This is a genomic window from Paraburkholderia caribensis (genome assembly GCF_002902945.1).
Taxonomy (GTDB): Bacteria; Pseudomonadota; Gammaproteobacteria; order Burkholderiales; family Burkholderiaceae; genus Paraburkholderia; species Paraburkholderia caribensis.
Window position 1 is genome coordinate 1,872,669 of the sequence record NZ_CP026102.1, and the last position, 13,092, is coordinate 1,885,760.

General features: G+C 57.8%; 17 protein-coding genes and 1 pseudogene. 3 read left to right on the forward strand and 15 right to left on the reverse strand.

The genetic code is table 11. The annotated features are described in order from the left end of the window. Positions 1–129 precede the first annotated feature (129 nt). Positions 130–699, reverse strand: a complete 570-nt coding sequence (locus tag C2L66_RS24915) for a flavodoxin family protein (RefSeq protein WP_054930635.1) — start codon at positions 697–699, stop codon at positions 130–132. 759 nt (positions 700–1,458) lie between these two features. Here C2L66_RS24915 and C2L66_RS24920 point away from each other — a divergent pair. Beyond that, entirely contained in the window at positions 1,459–2,259 is an 801-nt protein-coding gene (locus C2L66_RS24920) for a DUF1269 domain-containing protein (protein ID WP_054930636.1), read from the forward strand. A gap of 239 nt (positions 2,260–2,498) precedes the next feature. Here C2L66_RS24920 and C2L66_RS24925 read toward each other — a convergent pair whose 3' ends face one another. The 5 genes and pseudogenes from C2L66_RS24925 to C2L66_RS24945 form a co-directional block, all read right to left on the reverse strand. After that, a complete protein-coding gene (locus C2L66_RS24925; protein WP_054930641.1) occupies positions 2,499–3,797 on the reverse strand; it encodes a nicotinate phosphoribosyltransferase in 1,299 nt (432 codons plus the stop codon). 114 nt (positions 3,798–3,911) lie between these two features. Then, positions 3,912–4,427: a BCAM0308 family protein gene (locus C2L66_RS41780; protein ID WP_082433795.1), complete on the reverse strand. Its 516-nt coding sequence runs from the start codon at positions 4,425–4,427 to the stop codon at positions 3,912–3,914. Between the two features lie 49 nt (positions 4,428–4,476). Then, entirely contained in the window at positions 4,477–5,169 is a 693-nt protein-coding gene (locus C2L66_RS24935) for a CBS domain-containing protein (protein WP_060605907.1), read from the reverse strand. An 11-nt stretch (positions 5,170–5,180) separates the two neighbouring features. After that, a complete protein-coding gene (locus tag C2L66_RS24940) occupies positions 5,181–5,516 on the reverse strand; it encodes a GYD domain-containing protein (RefSeq protein ID WP_233444974.1) in 336 nt (111 codons plus the stop codon). Between the two features lie 230 nt (positions 5,517–5,746). Beyond that, positions 5,747–6,331, reverse strand: a pseudogene (locus C2L66_RS24945) (nicotinamidase). On the opposite strand from C2L66_RS24945, the gene C2L66_RS41785 reads away from it, so the two are divergent. Continuing rightward, entirely contained in the window at positions 6,212–6,871 is a 660-nt protein-coding gene (locus tag C2L66_RS41785; protein WP_233445048.1) for a hypothetical protein, read from the forward strand. The pseudogene C2L66_RS24945 and the gene C2L66_RS41785 overlap by 120 nt on opposite strands. Before the next feature lie 253 nt (positions 6,872–7,124). Here the strand turns inward: C2L66_RS41785 and C2L66_RS24950 are convergent, their stop codons facing one another. From C2L66_RS24950 to C2L66_RS40800, 9 genes are all read right to left on the reverse strand, one after another. Continuing rightward, on the reverse strand, positions 7,125–7,424 hold the full coding sequence (locus C2L66_RS24950; RefSeq protein WP_060605905.1) for a hypothetical protein: 300 nt from the start codon (positions 7,422–7,424) through the stop codon (positions 7,125–7,127). A gap of 47 nt (positions 7,425–7,471) precedes the next feature. Next, positions 7,472–8,014 carry an Hsp20/alpha crystallin family protein gene (locus C2L66_RS24955; RefSeq protein ID WP_060605902.1) on the reverse strand — a complete coding sequence of 181 codons (543 nt, stop codon included), beginning with the start codon at positions 8,012–8,014 and terminating at the stop codon, positions 7,472–7,474. Between the two features lie 305 nt (positions 8,015–8,319). Next, a complete protein-coding gene (locus C2L66_RS24960) occupies positions 8,320–8,889 on the reverse strand; it encodes a hypothetical protein (RefSeq protein ID WP_054930649.1) in 570 nt (189 codons plus the stop codon). A gap of 103 nt (positions 8,890–8,992) precedes the next feature. Then, on the reverse strand, positions 8,993–9,310 hold the full coding sequence (locus tag C2L66_RS24965) for a hypothetical protein (RefSeq protein WP_148654618.1): 318 nt from the start codon (positions 9,308–9,310) through the stop codon (positions 8,993–8,995). 39 nt (positions 9,311–9,349) lie between these two features. Further along, positions 9,350–9,814 carry a CBS domain-containing protein gene (locus C2L66_RS24970; RefSeq protein ID WP_054930650.1) on the reverse strand — a complete coding sequence of 155 codons (465 nt, stop codon included), beginning with the start codon at positions 9,812–9,814 and terminating at the stop codon, positions 9,350–9,352. A gap of 110 nt (positions 9,815–9,924) precedes the next feature. Beyond that, positions 9,925–10,503 carry a lipid-binding SYLF domain-containing protein gene (locus C2L66_RS24975; RefSeq protein ID WP_054930647.1) on the reverse strand — a complete coding sequence of 193 codons (579 nt, stop codon included), beginning with the start codon at positions 10,501–10,503 and terminating at the stop codon, positions 9,925–9,927. Positions 10,504–10,745: 242 nt separating this feature from the next. After that, on the reverse strand, positions 10,746–11,387 hold the full coding sequence (locus C2L66_RS24980; RefSeq protein WP_060605896.1) for a response regulator: 642 nt from the start codon (positions 11,385–11,387) through the stop codon (positions 10,746–10,748). A 316-nt stretch (positions 11,388–11,703) separates the two neighbouring features. After that, positions 11,704–11,961: a hypothetical protein gene (locus C2L66_RS24990; RefSeq protein ID WP_054935269.1), complete on the reverse strand. Its 258-nt coding sequence runs from the start codon at positions 11,959–11,961 to the stop codon at positions 11,704–11,706. A gap of 328 nt (positions 11,962–12,289) precedes the next feature. Further along, positions 12,290–12,454 carry a hypothetical protein gene (locus C2L66_RS40800; RefSeq protein ID WP_158512177.1) on the reverse strand — a complete coding sequence of 55 codons (165 nt, stop codon included), beginning with the start codon at positions 12,452–12,454 and terminating at the stop codon, positions 12,290–12,292. Between the two features lie 276 nt (positions 12,455–12,730). On the opposite strand from C2L66_RS40800, the gene C2L66_RS24995 reads away from it, so the two are divergent. Further along, a complete protein-coding gene (locus tag C2L66_RS24995; protein WP_103323722.1) occupies positions 12,731–13,039 on the forward strand; it encodes an HPF/RaiA family ribosome-associated protein in 309 nt (102 codons plus the stop codon). Positions 13,040–13,092: the final 53 nt, after the last annotated feature.

A 13,092-nucleotide genomic window follows, 5' to 3' on the forward strand; every position in this document is an offset into this window, starting at 1 on the left:
GAGGCAAATGAAACAGCGCGCATAACATTCGCGTGATCTTGTTTCTTTTATGCAATGCGGGCCTTATGGCTCTTACGCAAATCATCTGTTCTCCCCGATTGCGTAGCCCACATCAGGCGCTACAGGTTGCTACAGATTGCTGGCGCTGGGACTGGTGTGGTACGGGCCTAACCCGGCTCCGGTTGCCGCCTGGGCTGCTTGCCCCGCCAGACAGTCATGGATCGTCACGGCGAAGCGCGCAAGCTTTTCTCGCGCATCACCACTTTCGACATCGCGCGCGGAGACGGCACAGGTCGCGATCGGCGCACGCTGCGCCAAAGCCTGCATCTGTGCGAATGCCCGATCGCTGCCGCGGCCACCCATCGTGCAGAAGAACGCTACATGGTGAAGTTCGTGATGGTGAGCAGCCAGCCAGGTAGTGATGGGTGTCGACGCCCGGCCCGCCCATACAGGCGTTCCAACTACAACCAGGTCATATTGCACCGGGCGATGTTTCATCGGCTGCAGATGCGCCGGACGCCCAAATAGCGTATCGAGGATCGAGCGGACAAAGCCCGTGATGCCCCGGCGCGACCTGGTACTCTCTTCATACACGCGTTCAAGATCGGCATCGAGTTCGTCGGCAAGTCGCCCCGCAAATTCTGCCGTCGTCTCGCTGCGCGAATAGCAAATGATCAGGGTGCGGTGTTTCGCTTGCATGACTGCCTCCGGCCGTTTGCGTGTGCTGATTGAATTCCAGCATACCGGTACAAGCGTTGTGAACGCTGACACAAATCAAGGAACCTCAGGTACGCAAAGCATCGGCGGGCGCTACCATACTGCGAATGGGCATTCGGCGTTTGTATTAACGGCAGACCGGCATCCGCTTCCGTCGGACGCAACCGGATCCTGACACATTAAGGTCCGTTCAAAGCATAGATTCGACGTCCATGTCAGACCTGCGCTTTCGAATCCGCCATATCGGTGGGCAAGCAGAATTGCGGCACAAATCACCGCGGACGCTGTCACCACGGAAAATGCCAGCCGCTCGAAAGAGGGAAGATGGCGACGCATGAAATGCTCCATAATCTTCGCCGCGGTTCCGCGGAAAAATGCCAGCCGCAGCGAGATCATGATGTGTGACACGTGGCCTCATAACACTGATGCAGATCAGCATTTTCGATAGCGATCCGAGACATTGGGGAACGCATTGAATTGCGGCGCGGGTGATTCTTCGCTCGGGAGCAAGGCTACATAACTGGGTCTCCCCCGGTCACGCCGCTGACCTGTGTCAAGACAAGTCGGCTTGTTGACGCTATCTTGAAGGCGGTCCGGGCATTCCGGGGCGCTGCGTTGCAGAACTACCGTGTGCTTCCCTATGAACCAACCTGGCGTATTGCGCGATTCGCAGAGTCAATACCCAATGCCCGCGTCTATGTTGCGAAGCTCCAGTTTCCGTACATTTGACGGAAGCTCGATATGACCAATTTCATCTTCGCCCTGTTTCCAGACGAAGCAAGTGCCCGCGCAGGGTTGGAAGCGTTCGAAGCGCTGCATATGGCAGGTGATATCACCCTGTTTAACCATGCGATCGTTCAACGCGGGATGGATGGCACTCTTGTTGTACTGGAAAGGGAAACTGCGCCCATTGGCTCCGGCGTCGGCGCGTTGATTGGCGGTACGGCGGGGCTTTTCGGCGGGCTCGCCGGCCTGGGCATTGGTGCGGCTACGGGCGGCATCATTGGTGCGGTGCTGGATCTTTTCAACCTGGGGGTGAGCAAGGAGTTTCTCAGCTCGATCTGCAAGGAACTTGTTCCCGGTAAGACCGCGGTATTCGCCGAAGCCTCAGAGGAATGGATAACGCTCGTAGACGCGCGAGTTGAGGCGTTTGGCGGAAGTGTCATCCGCGCAGCACGAGATGACTTCGTCGAAGACGAGATCAAAAAACGCGTAGTCAGACTGAAGCGAGAAGTCGCAGCACGTCGCACCGAGTTCGCTGCCAGACGGACGGAAAAGAGACTGCAGGCGCTGCATGAAGTTGTATTAAGGTCAGAAGAGAACTTGCGAAAAGCCGCTTTGGACGCTGCCCGGCACATTGAGCAGTACCGCGAGGAATCAGATGCGAAGCTCAAGGCACTTCATGATCAGCTTCAGAGTGCGTCGCCTGCGACAAAGGCTCGCATTGAACAACGCATCATCGATCTTCAGACCGACCAAAAGCAGAGACTCGCCAAAATCCACGATGCACTTCGTCTTGCGAGGGAAGCGATGGAGGCTTGACAGCTTTCGTAAGCCTCCTATTTCTTGCTAGCCGTAAGTGAAAAATTCGTTGAATCAAGGATGGGTCGCGGTGCGGCGTTGCACTGTGATGCGTGAAAACGGCGCCCGTATGGCGCGGCGCAGAGTTCACGCCTTCGTGGCGTGCGAGCCCAGGCAGTCGATGCGGCCTGAAAAGTGATGCCAGTTAAGACGGTCGCCTATATCCATCGGGAACTTTTATGCCAAGAAAGCACAAACGCTCAATGCGCGCTCTGCATGCTGTCTAGCTCCCGCGCAAGGTCGACCAATCGCTCAGAGATATCGACGCGATATGGTTCGTTCGACGGATTGAGCGCTGCAATACGCTCTGGCACCGAGAGCAGTTCACGCCGCGCATGCTGACGCATGACATCCAGCGTCAATCGATCGCAAAGACGCTGACCGTCAATCATGACCGGCTGCAGAAGTGGGACGCCCGCATGCCGCTCGTCTTCCAGGACAAGCGCATCCCATGCGAGCTTCCCTTCGGCACCATGCGTGCGGAAAACCTGCTTGACGCCTGGCAAGGTCGCCTTGCCTTCAGAGCGCTTCCGACGCGGCCGCCCCGCATACTGGGTAAGCTTGTAGGCGCAGTCAAGGTAAGGTGCATCGGCCGATGTATTCATACGGGTGCCGATACCGAATCCGTCAATCGGCGCCTGCGCATGAACAAGCTTCTCAATGCGCCATTCGTCCAGGTTGCCACTGACGAGAATGGTCACCGCATCCAGTCCACCTTCGTCCAGGATACGTCTGACCTTTTGCGCGTGGATGCTCAGGTCGCCGCTGTCGATCCGCACACCTTTGATGGTCATCTTCTCCGCTGCAAGCCGTTTCGACAGCGCCACCACCTTTTTTGCCGCGATCTCTGTGTCGTATGTGTCAATCAGGAGATGTGCATTCTCCGGCTGTGAGCGCACGAAATGCTCGAATGCCTCGCTTTCATCTCCATGGGCCTGAACAAACGAGTGCGCCATGGTCCCGAACATCGGGATGTGAAAGTCGAGCCCCGCCTGCAGCGTGGCGGTACCGCTGAAACCCGCGAGGTAGCTCGCACGCGCCGAGAGTATGCCGGCCTCTGCGCCATGGGCCCGTCGCAGGCCAAAGTCGACAAGCTGCTTTCCCGGCGCTGCGAGGACACAACGCGCGGCCTTGCTCGCAACCAGCGTACTGTAGTGCACGAGGTTCATGACCCGGCTTTCAACCAGTTGCGCCTCGCGCAATGGAGCCGTAATCCGAAGGATAGGCTCGTCAGGAAAGAACACAGTGCCTTCCGCCATCGCGTACACCGACCCGGTAAAGCGCAGCGACCCCAGGGATCGCAGAAACGCGCCGCTAAACCGGCCTGTGCGTGCAAGCATCTCAAGCCGGACATCAGTGAAGCGGAGATCGCACAGATAATCCAGAACCAGCTCCAGCCCCGCTGCCATCAGGAAGTTCCGCTGTGCCGGGAGTTTCCTGACAAATAGCTCGAATGTCGCCGGTTCGTTCATACCGCAGTCGAAGTACGACTGCAGCATCGTCAGTTCGTACAGGTCCGTCAGCAAGGCGCAATCGGGATAGAGGTGCGTCACTTTCGTTTCCTTGTTCCTGAACGTCTTTGCGCGCGAATGCACGCGTACGACACGATCTTCCTAATCGCCTGGCCGCTTCCATCGCGCACGAAGAATGCCTCCGCCGTCGCGGTACTTGAGGGAGAGTTGTCCGTGATGAGCCAGGACGAGAGCTTCGCAGAGTCTCCGCAACATGTGGCGGCCCGTGGTTGTCACCCGTACACCCTTTGCCTGCTCTTCAATGCTCATCAGCCGCTCAAGCGCGTAACACGTTTCTTCATATGCCGCCTCACGCTGCAGAAGGGAAACTACCTCATCGCGGTGCGCGAGAAGATACCCGCCCGCCTCCAGCCACAGTTCACCGGCAGGTGCGTGTTCAAGTATCCGACGGCATGCAGGGCAAACAAGCTGACCTGTCTGCTCCGCATTCGTGGTCCATATCCAGCGCCCTTTTTCGTAGACGGCGCCGCATTCGCGGCAGGCCTTACCTCCTTGCACGCGAGTCGGGGTCCGGTAGCTGTCGTCCGTATGTGACTGGAATATCCTGTCGCGGCGCATCGGTGACACGCAGTGGTCGCGAGAATCTGTCATCTTCATTGCCCAGTTTGATGTACGAGAAAGTTGCGACGCGTCTTGCTTCAGTCGGCTACATCGCTGGAAGCGTGACGGGATACTCGAGGTGACTGTTCACCTCCTTCACCCCCGGCACGTTTTCAGCCGCCACCCGAATCGCTTTGCGCTCCTCCTCGCTCGTGACGATCCCCCAAAGATGAACAACGCCGTGTGTAACAAGGACATCTTCGCGCGACAACGACCAACGCGTGTCCTTCATTGCTTTCACGATGGCATCGCGTATTGATTCATCTTCCGGTGCGACGGAAGGTACCGCGTCGGGAACCGCACTGGCAAGCGCACGAATGAGATTCGCGCGACTCACGAGCCCCGTCACCTTGCCCTCCTTCAACACAGGAACACGTTTGATCCGGTGTCGCTCGAGCATTTCGGCGATTTGAACAACAGGCGTATCCTCCGTTACCGAAACGACGTCGGTCGTCATCAGATCGCGGACCTTATGGGAATGCTCCCTGACATATCCGTGCGCCAGTTCCCGTGTCGATGCAAGGAACTCCAGCCACCATGCACGCTTGCCGACACCCGTGCCAATCTCGGCGCGGTGGAGAAGATCGCCTTCCGTGATCATCCCAATCAGCGCGCCCTTGTCGTCGATGACGGGCATGCCGCTAATATGATTCTCGGCGAGTGTCTTTGCGGTCTCCTGCACAGAGGTATCCGGATGTGCAAACAGGACCGACGTAGTCATGACATCAATGGCACGCATTCTTTCCTCCCTCAGTCGATCAACTCGATGAGCTTCCTGTGGAATTGCCTTTCGACAGCTGGCCAGATCTCGGAGTGTGAATAGCCGAACTTGCGCACCAAAGCCGAAACCTTCAGTGCCGTCTCCATGTCGTCTGCCGTAAAGATATCCAGAAAGTCATACGGTCCCATGAGCGCGTAGCTTTGCTTCCACTCGACACCCGGACAGTTCTTCCTGATCGCTTCCAAGGTCCTCTGCTCGCACTTCTCCGTCTCTTCTGCCGACTGGATACGCTCGGGAGAAAGTCTTGTAAATAGCAGGAAGTCTGGCATGATTGTCCCCTGAGGAGCGATTGCTGCAAGCTTCATCTTCGATGATCAACGACGGCCGGAATTGACCAAGATCAAATGACGATTTGTCTCGTCAGAACTTGTCTCCGCCAGGATGGCCCCCCGCTGAAACGTCTCACTCTCTACAGCCCTGGCTCGAGTGCCCGCTCACGGGCTGCCAGAGTAGTCGCAGTGTTTTTCCGCCACGCGCTCGCGGAACGGCACTTTATCCGTGTGAGTGTGACTATGCGCAGTGCCTCTGCTCGCATTCAGATCAGTAGTTCCTGCAATAGCACCCGTTCAACACAAGCATCGCTCATGGCGCGCCAGGCACGCGTCAATGAGTCTTCAGATTGATCGCGCGCGTTGCATCCTTAACAGCCGCGACTTTGAAACCCGCAGCGCGCGCGTCGAGTGCCGAATATGCGACACAGAATTCAAACGCCACAACACCATACCCGGGTGACGCCCGCTTCATGGAGGTATCCCGCGAGACCTGTTCGGGTTAGGCGATCGGCCTCGACAAATGCCGGGTAGCTGTCGACATCTGGCCGATAACCTTTGCGAATGACTGCGCGCGCGTGCAGTACGTCGAGGTCTGCATGTCACGCGGCGTCCAGAGAATCTTGCACGCAATGCGACGGCCGGAGAACGTGCTCACCATAGGGAAACGCCACGGTTTCAAACCGGTGTCGTCCCGGATGATTGGTGACGAATGACAGATGCGATCGGGGATGTCAGTCCTGCGTCAAAACAACGTTGCTGAAGCGCTGCGCGAGGCGGTTTATCACTGGCACAATTTCGTCGGCGCGTGGGACTGCCAGGGTACCACACGACATGAAGTCATTTTGCATGTCGATCACGAGCAGAACGTCTTTGACGTCAGTCATCGCACCCAACATAGTTTGCCCATCCGCGTTGCGGAACAATGCACGCGCCACATTCAAAAAATATGTCCCTCGACGATGATTGAGATGCGCCGACGCTCAAATGCGGCTCTGATCCGCCTGGCGACATTGCTTTTGCTTGCGTTGACGATTCGCCATCGCGAGGATCACATTAAGGAGCGCCGCTCCCGGTCCCATTTACCCAATCCGGGCGGCATCGGCAATTCCGCCCCCGGGATCGAGTCAGCACGACGAGCAACCGGTACTATGCCCCGAGGGCAGGTTCCGATGATCCCGCATGACATGCGACGCTGCGCATGCAGCGCGTTGACCAGAGCGGATCGCGGTCGGGGCACATCCAGAGCGGCCGTTTGCCTTGCCATCGATCAGCACGGAATTAGCCGTATATCGCAGGAGCGGCGCTTGGTTCAAGCGTGCTCCCAGGCAAAGCGGTCCACATTGACCAAGGTCAACCGTGGGGCTGTCCACCTGGAAGTGCGCGGCTAAACGGTGATATGTGGATGCCGGAGCCAAAGCCGTGCGGAAGTGCGTACACTGGGGAGTGTCGCTACGTAGCGGCAACTTCGAGCGACAGAGTCCGGCGCCCACCACCCCAGCGAGGCTGACGATCGCAACGATCAAGTCCGCTTCAGACGAGCGGGCGCCGGTTCTTCGGGTCGAAGCAGATAGATACTGAAGCCTGGGATGACGCGTCAGTAGTCCTGCTGCATTGTTTCAGAAGGTCTGTTGAAACGTGCACTCAGGCCAGGCGAATGACGGTGTCGCGCATGGCGCCGTCCGCCCAGATATCCTTATATTTTTCGAGCAAGGCAACGTAGTCCTGATCTCCCATCAGTCTTTCGTTGACCTGCTGCATCCTGTCGAGACTGTCGGCATCAAAGTGCCAATGAACCTTGAGGCTGCCGAATTGCTCGGCACCGAAACACATATTGAGCGAATACTCGTTATTGATGTGGGCGGTAACCTCCGATGCGAAAACCAGTGCCGACGGCAGCAGCGCCGCGTTCCTGACCGTTGCAGTACGGATAAATCTGTACATGACCGCACTCCTTGCGTATACGTCCAATCGTTTCAATGTGAGGCTAGTTACGCCGCCTTGATGGGAATCTTCTTTTCGGCGTTTTGTGCTTCCTGCGTCTTGGGCAGGGTCACTGTCAGGATGCCTTTTCGAAAGCTTGCCTCGATCTTCTCGCGATCAACGCCCTCCGGCATCTGGAAGTAGCGCTCAAAGGCCCCGAAGCGGCGTTCATGCAGGTAGTAGTCTTTCTTCTTCGCTTCTTTCTCCTCGCGCTTTTCACCCTTGATGGTGAGACCGCCATTGGCGAGTTTCACCTCAATGTCCTTCTCGTCGATTCCAGGCAGTTCGGCCACGATCTCGTAAGCCTTCTCGGTCTCCGATACGTCAACGGCGGGCACCGACACCCAGGAGCGCTCACGGCGCCAGAACGGTTCGAGACCAAAAAATGAACGTCGGAACGGCAGGATTCCAGGACCACGGTCGAACTCGTCAAAGAGACGGTCAATCTCCCGGCGCAGGCTTTCAACCGGATGCCATGCCTGTGACAGGCCTGCAGGCGGGGCTGTCTCGACCTCTTTCTTCACAGGCAGTTTTGTGGCTTGTTCATTCACGACGACTCTCCTTCATGGATTGGAGAAATCATTGTCGGCACGAACCTGATCGGCCTCTTGACGTACGTCAACTATATCGCCAGGCCCGGAGTGCCAGCGCTGGCAAGGGCGTGCTTTGCGCCGCTGTATATCTCTTACGCAGATGAAACGCAGCAAGGTTGTCGGGCAGCGCTTCGGTAAGCTAAGACTCGCTGCGTCCGCACAGAGTACGCGTCGCAGAAGGTTGCTCATCATCGGCTTCGCGATTGCCGCTCGGGATGAATCAGGGCGCTTGCCCGGCGTGCCTGGCAGTTATGGTGTGTCTCTTATCCACGCGTTTCGGGAAGCTGTTCGTTTGCGCGGCCCCGCTCCCGCACTGGCGTCAAGCCTTCAATACTCTCAGCAGTCGCCTGCGCGTCGTATCCGCGTTCGATGTCCGTGACGGCGACCCTTGTGTCGCGCTCATCTGACTCCGGTTCATTAAATGCGGGCGCTGACAGCGCGATATCCGCAGCCAACGGCCAGTGCTCCTCTTGCGCGTCAAACCAATCGACCTCGCCACGTACTCGGGCAGCAAACAACTTCCATCCACGCCGGTTTCCCTTGAAGAGGTGTTCACGAACACTGGCGGCAAACGCGTTTCGATCAAGCGGATCTGTGAGGAGCCACTGAGGCCACAGGCAAAACGCGCGTAGCGAGCGGGTAATGAAGTCTTCGACCAGCATCGTGCGATCCAGGTATTCCAGCAAAGGCTCGTCTTCGAGGATCGGATTGCGCTCGATCAGATTCCCGATAGTCGGAGGAACCGGCCGCATCTCGCTAATGCGGGCGGTCAACTGCATGACGCGGCCGAGATTGTTCAGCAGCGTGCGTCGTTCGTATGCGTCGTCTTTCATGTCTTCCTCCACCTGGACACAGCGCATCCGGACAGCAAGGCCGAATCAATATGCCCTCAGGGAAACCACGAACACGGGAGCAATGTGCCTTATCGGCGAGTCGTCAAACAGGCACGCTTGCGAGCTCCCTGTCGACAAACTCCCGGGCCTGTCTCTCGCCATAGTTATGGGCACCGTTATAAGAGATAAAGTCGGTCCGCACATCAACGCTTGTCGCTGCTGTGGCAACGTCGTCAACGGGACGGACTGACCAGGAGACGTTGTAGTGCCGGCGGGGCATGCAACTCAGCGAAATCACCGGGCTGATCGATACCCGCACTTCAATCAGATAGCCGCGGTACGGCTGGCACAGGTTAGGCATCAGCCCTTCCGGCAATTTGCGGCAATGTCCCACAGATGCCTTGTTCACGGCGTTTCGCATGATGTGCTCCCGGTCGTCCCTGGCGATACCCATGCCTTGTTACACGGGCAGCCGGGTCTGTACTGAACCGCAACTCTCGCGGTTCTGCTCACAGCGGATGATGCTCGACAACAACGCCAGATCCTGACCGAGCGCCTCGATCACGTCGTCAAGCGAAAGCACACCAATGATGTCCTGCTCCGCGTTCGTGACGGGAACCCGACGAACCCCATGACACGACATGGCTTGCATCGCGTCGGCCACATCCGCGTCGGCATCGACAGTCACCACATAGGGTGTCATCACATCCGTGACCAACAGTTCTCTCGGAGAAATGGTCCGTGTCACAGCCTTCAACACGATATCCCGGTCGGTCACGATGCCCGCGATCCGGTTGGTCGATCCGCCGCCCGTCACAACCAGCGTGCCAACGTGCTGGTCGCGCATCTGCGTCGCGGCTTCCTGCAAATTGCAGGACATAGGAATATGGACCGTTCCACGACTGCAAATATCTTTGACTTTCATGATTGCCTCCTGCCAAACGATGCGCACTGATCGCATCGCCGCGCATTGATATTTCCCGCTCGACCGTTGCCTGTCAGGTTCACCCCGCGATCGCCGTCTCGGGCGTTCACCTATACCGGAGCCTTCGAAAAATGCGTTCCCGTCAGCGACAGGTCGAACATCAGGCCACTCTTCGTGTCGACGAAACCCATGATCGCGTGGCGTGCCGTATTGGTGTCAAACTTTCCGCTCTTGCCTGCCTTGAACAGAACAACAGATCCATCGACACCCACCGTCCAGCCTTTGCTTTTGCGGAATCGGTCAAGCGATTCCTGGGTGAGAAACACGAGGATCACGCTCTTTGATTCGTAGCCGAGGCGTGCGCCTACGGAAGCGGTCTTCGCGTTGTAGTATGTGTTGGGCGCCCCGGGAACACGCAGGACGCCGCGTCCGTACTCGGCGCCTAGAATCGCACCGCCGGCACGAACATCAGGAAAGACCAGTACGCCATTTGCACCCGCTAGCAGTTCCCGGGTTCCTGGTGCCTTCGCGTACAGCCGTTCCAGCGCGGCGCTCGCGTCGCTGTCCGTCTGCTGGACATAGCCTGCAGTATCTTGAGTGTTTGTGCCCTCCTGTTCCGCGAAAGCGGCGGGTATTGCAGTGACCGCTGCGGCAATCAGGAGGGCAGAAATGATCTGGTTGCTGAACACGGCAAACGCCTCATCAGGTTGATGACCTGAGTATGTGCGGCACCAGGCAGGCAGGTTTGACTCATGTCAACGGCAACGATCACGGCTCTCTATTTGCGGGTTGGTAAGCTGCGACAAGTACTATTGAGGTAGGTGCCAATTAAGACTGGCGGTACCCTCTGACGAAGAGGTCTTGCACGCCAGTAGCCCCGCCGGTAGGCTGCCATACGACACGTGCAGGAAACGCGCCACTTTGGCCAAGGCTAGATTTCGTCCTCGAAGAGTTTGTGCCGTATGGCGTAGCGGATGAGCGCGCTTTCATTCCCCGCCTGCATTTTTTCGATGATGTGCGTCTTGTGCGTGCTGACCGTCTTCACGCTGAGGCACAGTTCATGGGCAATCTCGGTGAGGCTCTGGCCTTCGACAATTCGTCTGAAGACATCAAACTCGCGCTCGGATAGCCGCTGATGGGGCATTGCCTCCGCCGGTTCATTCAGGTTCTGGGCGAACCGCTCGGCCATTGACAGGCCCACATACACCCCACCGGATGCGATTTTCGTGATCGCATTGAGCAACTCGCTGCTCGCGCTTTCCTTGGTCAGGTAACCCGATGCGCCTGCCTTGAAGGCCCGCGCAGCGTACTGGTGCTCCGCATGCATCGACAGCACGAGTATCCGCAAGGCAGGGTTCTCGTCCTTGATCTGCCTGATGAGATCGATACCGTTCTGCCCAGGCATCGACAGATCGAGCAGGAGTACATTGGCGCCGACGGAGCGCACCATCGCGATGGTCGTCGTGCTGTCCCACGCTTCACCCGCGACTTCAAACCCGCTGGCGTCGAGCAGGACATGGCGTAATCCGTCGCGTACCACCGCGTGGTCATCAGCCAGTAGAACCTTGATCACGTCCCTTCCTCCTGTCGAGGGCCGCGTCAACGATCACGCCGATGAGCGGCCACACGCGCCTGCCTGAGTGCGCTGGCAGACCGGATGCTCTGCAGCTTCAGGGGAATCTACTCATCGGGCTCACAGTTGGCGACATGCGCTGTCAACCTCGGCCATGCCGCGTTCAAGCGCGAACTGCCTTGCCTCGTCCGCGTTTCCGAAACTGCCCAGTACCGACGAGGCCCTTTCCCTGCCGTCGGGTGACTGCACGATAAACATCGCGACATATTCGCCGCTCTCGTACGCCGCCAGAGGCTGGAGACGATACCCCCTGTACTTAATCCGGGTGCTGTGCATGCATCCTCCCCAGGCGACGCGATATCGCCGACAGACGCTCGAGCAGATCCTGTTTCTTCGTGATGACCTGCGCTGAGCTGGCGACGACGCACGTGCCCAGAAGCCGTCTGTGCCAGTAGTCGGGATCGGTGATGAACCGATGTTCCGAAGCACAGCCAGCAAGGTTGAGGTTTTCCAGGCGGGTTACCACCGCCTCGATATGAAGCAGATCCTGAATTTCCAGTTCATCGGTGCTCATGGTTTAACTCCTCGGAAAGCCAAACCATTCATGTGGTATCGGTGCGTTGCGATCGTCCGTTCCCGGCGGGCGCTCTGCCGTCCTCGCTCCTTTAGCGGTCGGCGCCCCTGCTGGTGATCACATCGGTAAGTTTATCCACCGATTTAGTTTTTGGATGACACGAGGTAATAAAGTAATGATCTCCTCGATATGATCCGGAATTGAAGCATCTATTTCTGAACAATAGCTGATCACTACATAGGCAGCCTATGCGGGCTAGGTGGTGGCGAATAGACGACTGCCAGACCTTACGTCCTCTGGCACGGAAGCCTTCCCCAGTCGTGATCGGCTACGCGTCCATCCCCCTGCCGACGCGCAGGTGAAGGTCGATCAGGACCACGTCTGGTCTGAGCAAATCCATATCCTTGCTGGCCTGACTGGCCTCATCGATCGTGTCCACCACCACCTTCGCCAATCCTGTCGCGAGGATGAGCGCGATGAGTTGCCTGAGCACAGGCGCGAATTCTCGATCACATACGCCAATAGTTTTGAGAAGGCCTGACCCATGACAGCACTATGTGGGTTTGCTGCTCGCCCGCCCAGTCGACGCGCGCTTTCTTCAACTCGGGATTGTTGAGGCAGGCACGGGCGTTTTCGTACCAACTGCCACACCGATGCCCTTTGATGCATGTCAACGGCAGCGGCTGCGGGCAAGCCATCCTTTTTCTATAGCGACACGCAAGGGTTGGGGCTGCGCAGCGACGGTGGAAGGACGAAAGTGGACATCGGTATGGACATCATCTATCTCGGCTTCAGCGGATCGGACTCGCTGGAAGCGGAAGCCGCCGCACAACTCATCCGGCTCGAACGCTACGCGGCGAAAGTATTCGGTTGCAAGCTCGCGATCGGTTTGACGCGAACCGACCGTGGAGATATCCGATACGACGTCAGCCTTGATGTCTTGATGGCCGAAGACAGTGCAACGCTCATCGGGCATGGGCAGAACGAAAGTATCGAACTTGCGATCGGCAGTGCATTCGATGCTGCAGAACGTGCGCTGCAAATCGAGGTCTTCAAGGCGCGAGGACGGTTACGTTGAGTTGGCAACGCGGTTTAACTTTCCCGCCGCTACGCGTCGAGGCGCGACCACCA

Bases quoted from the DNA above. Each gene is read 5' to 3' on its own strand.
- C2L66_RS24960 (WP_054930649.1), bottom strand. From the start codon at position 8,889: ATGAAAGACGACGCATACGAACGACGCACGCTGCTGAACAATCTCGGC.
- C2L66_RS24940 (WP_233444974.1), bottom strand. From the start codon at position 5,516: ATGAAGCTTGCAGCAATCGCTCCTCAGGGGACAATCATGCCAGACTTC.
- C2L66_RS24925 (WP_054930641.1), bottom strand. From the start codon at position 3,797: ATGCTGCAGTCGTACTTCGACTGCGGTATGAACGAACCGGCGACATTC.
- C2L66_RS24970 (WP_054930650.1), bottom strand. From the start codon at position 9,814: ATGAAAGTCAAAGATATTTGCAGTCGTGGAACGGTCCATATTCCTATG.
- C2L66_RS41780 (WP_082433795.1), bottom strand. From the start codon at position 4,427: ATGAAGATGACAGATTCTCGCGACCACTGCGTGTCACCGATGCGCCGC.
- C2L66_RS24915 (WP_054930635.1), bottom strand. From the start codon at position 699: ATGCAAGCGAAACACCGCACCCTGATCATTTGCTATTCGCGCAGCGAG.
- C2L66_RS24990 (WP_054935269.1), bottom strand. From the start codon at position 11,961: ATGAGCACCGATGAACTGGAAATTCAGGATCTGCTTCATATCGAGGCG.
- C2L66_RS41785 (WP_233445048.1), top strand. From the start codon at position 6,212: ATGTCAGTCCTGCGTCAAAACAACGTTGCTGAAGCGCTGCGCGAGGCG.
- C2L66_RS24995 (WP_103323722.1), top strand. From the start codon at position 12,731: ATGGACATCATCTATCTCGGCTTCAGCGGATCGGACTCGCTGGAAGCG.
- C2L66_RS24965 (WP_148654618.1), bottom strand. From the start codon at position 9,310: ATGCGAAACGCCGTGAACAAGGCATCTGTGGGACATTGCCGCAAATTG.
- C2L66_RS24950 (WP_060605905.1), bottom strand. From the start codon at position 7,424: ATGTACAGATTTATCCGTACTGCAACGGTCAGGAACGCGGCGCTGCTG.
- C2L66_RS24920 (WP_054930636.1), top strand. From the start codon at position 1,459: ATGACCAATTTCATCTTCGCCCTGTTTCCAGACGAAGCAAGTGCCCGC.
- C2L66_RS24935 (WP_060605907.1), bottom strand. From the start codon at position 5,169: ATGCGTGCCATTGATGTCATGACTACGTCGGTCCTGTTTGCACATCCG.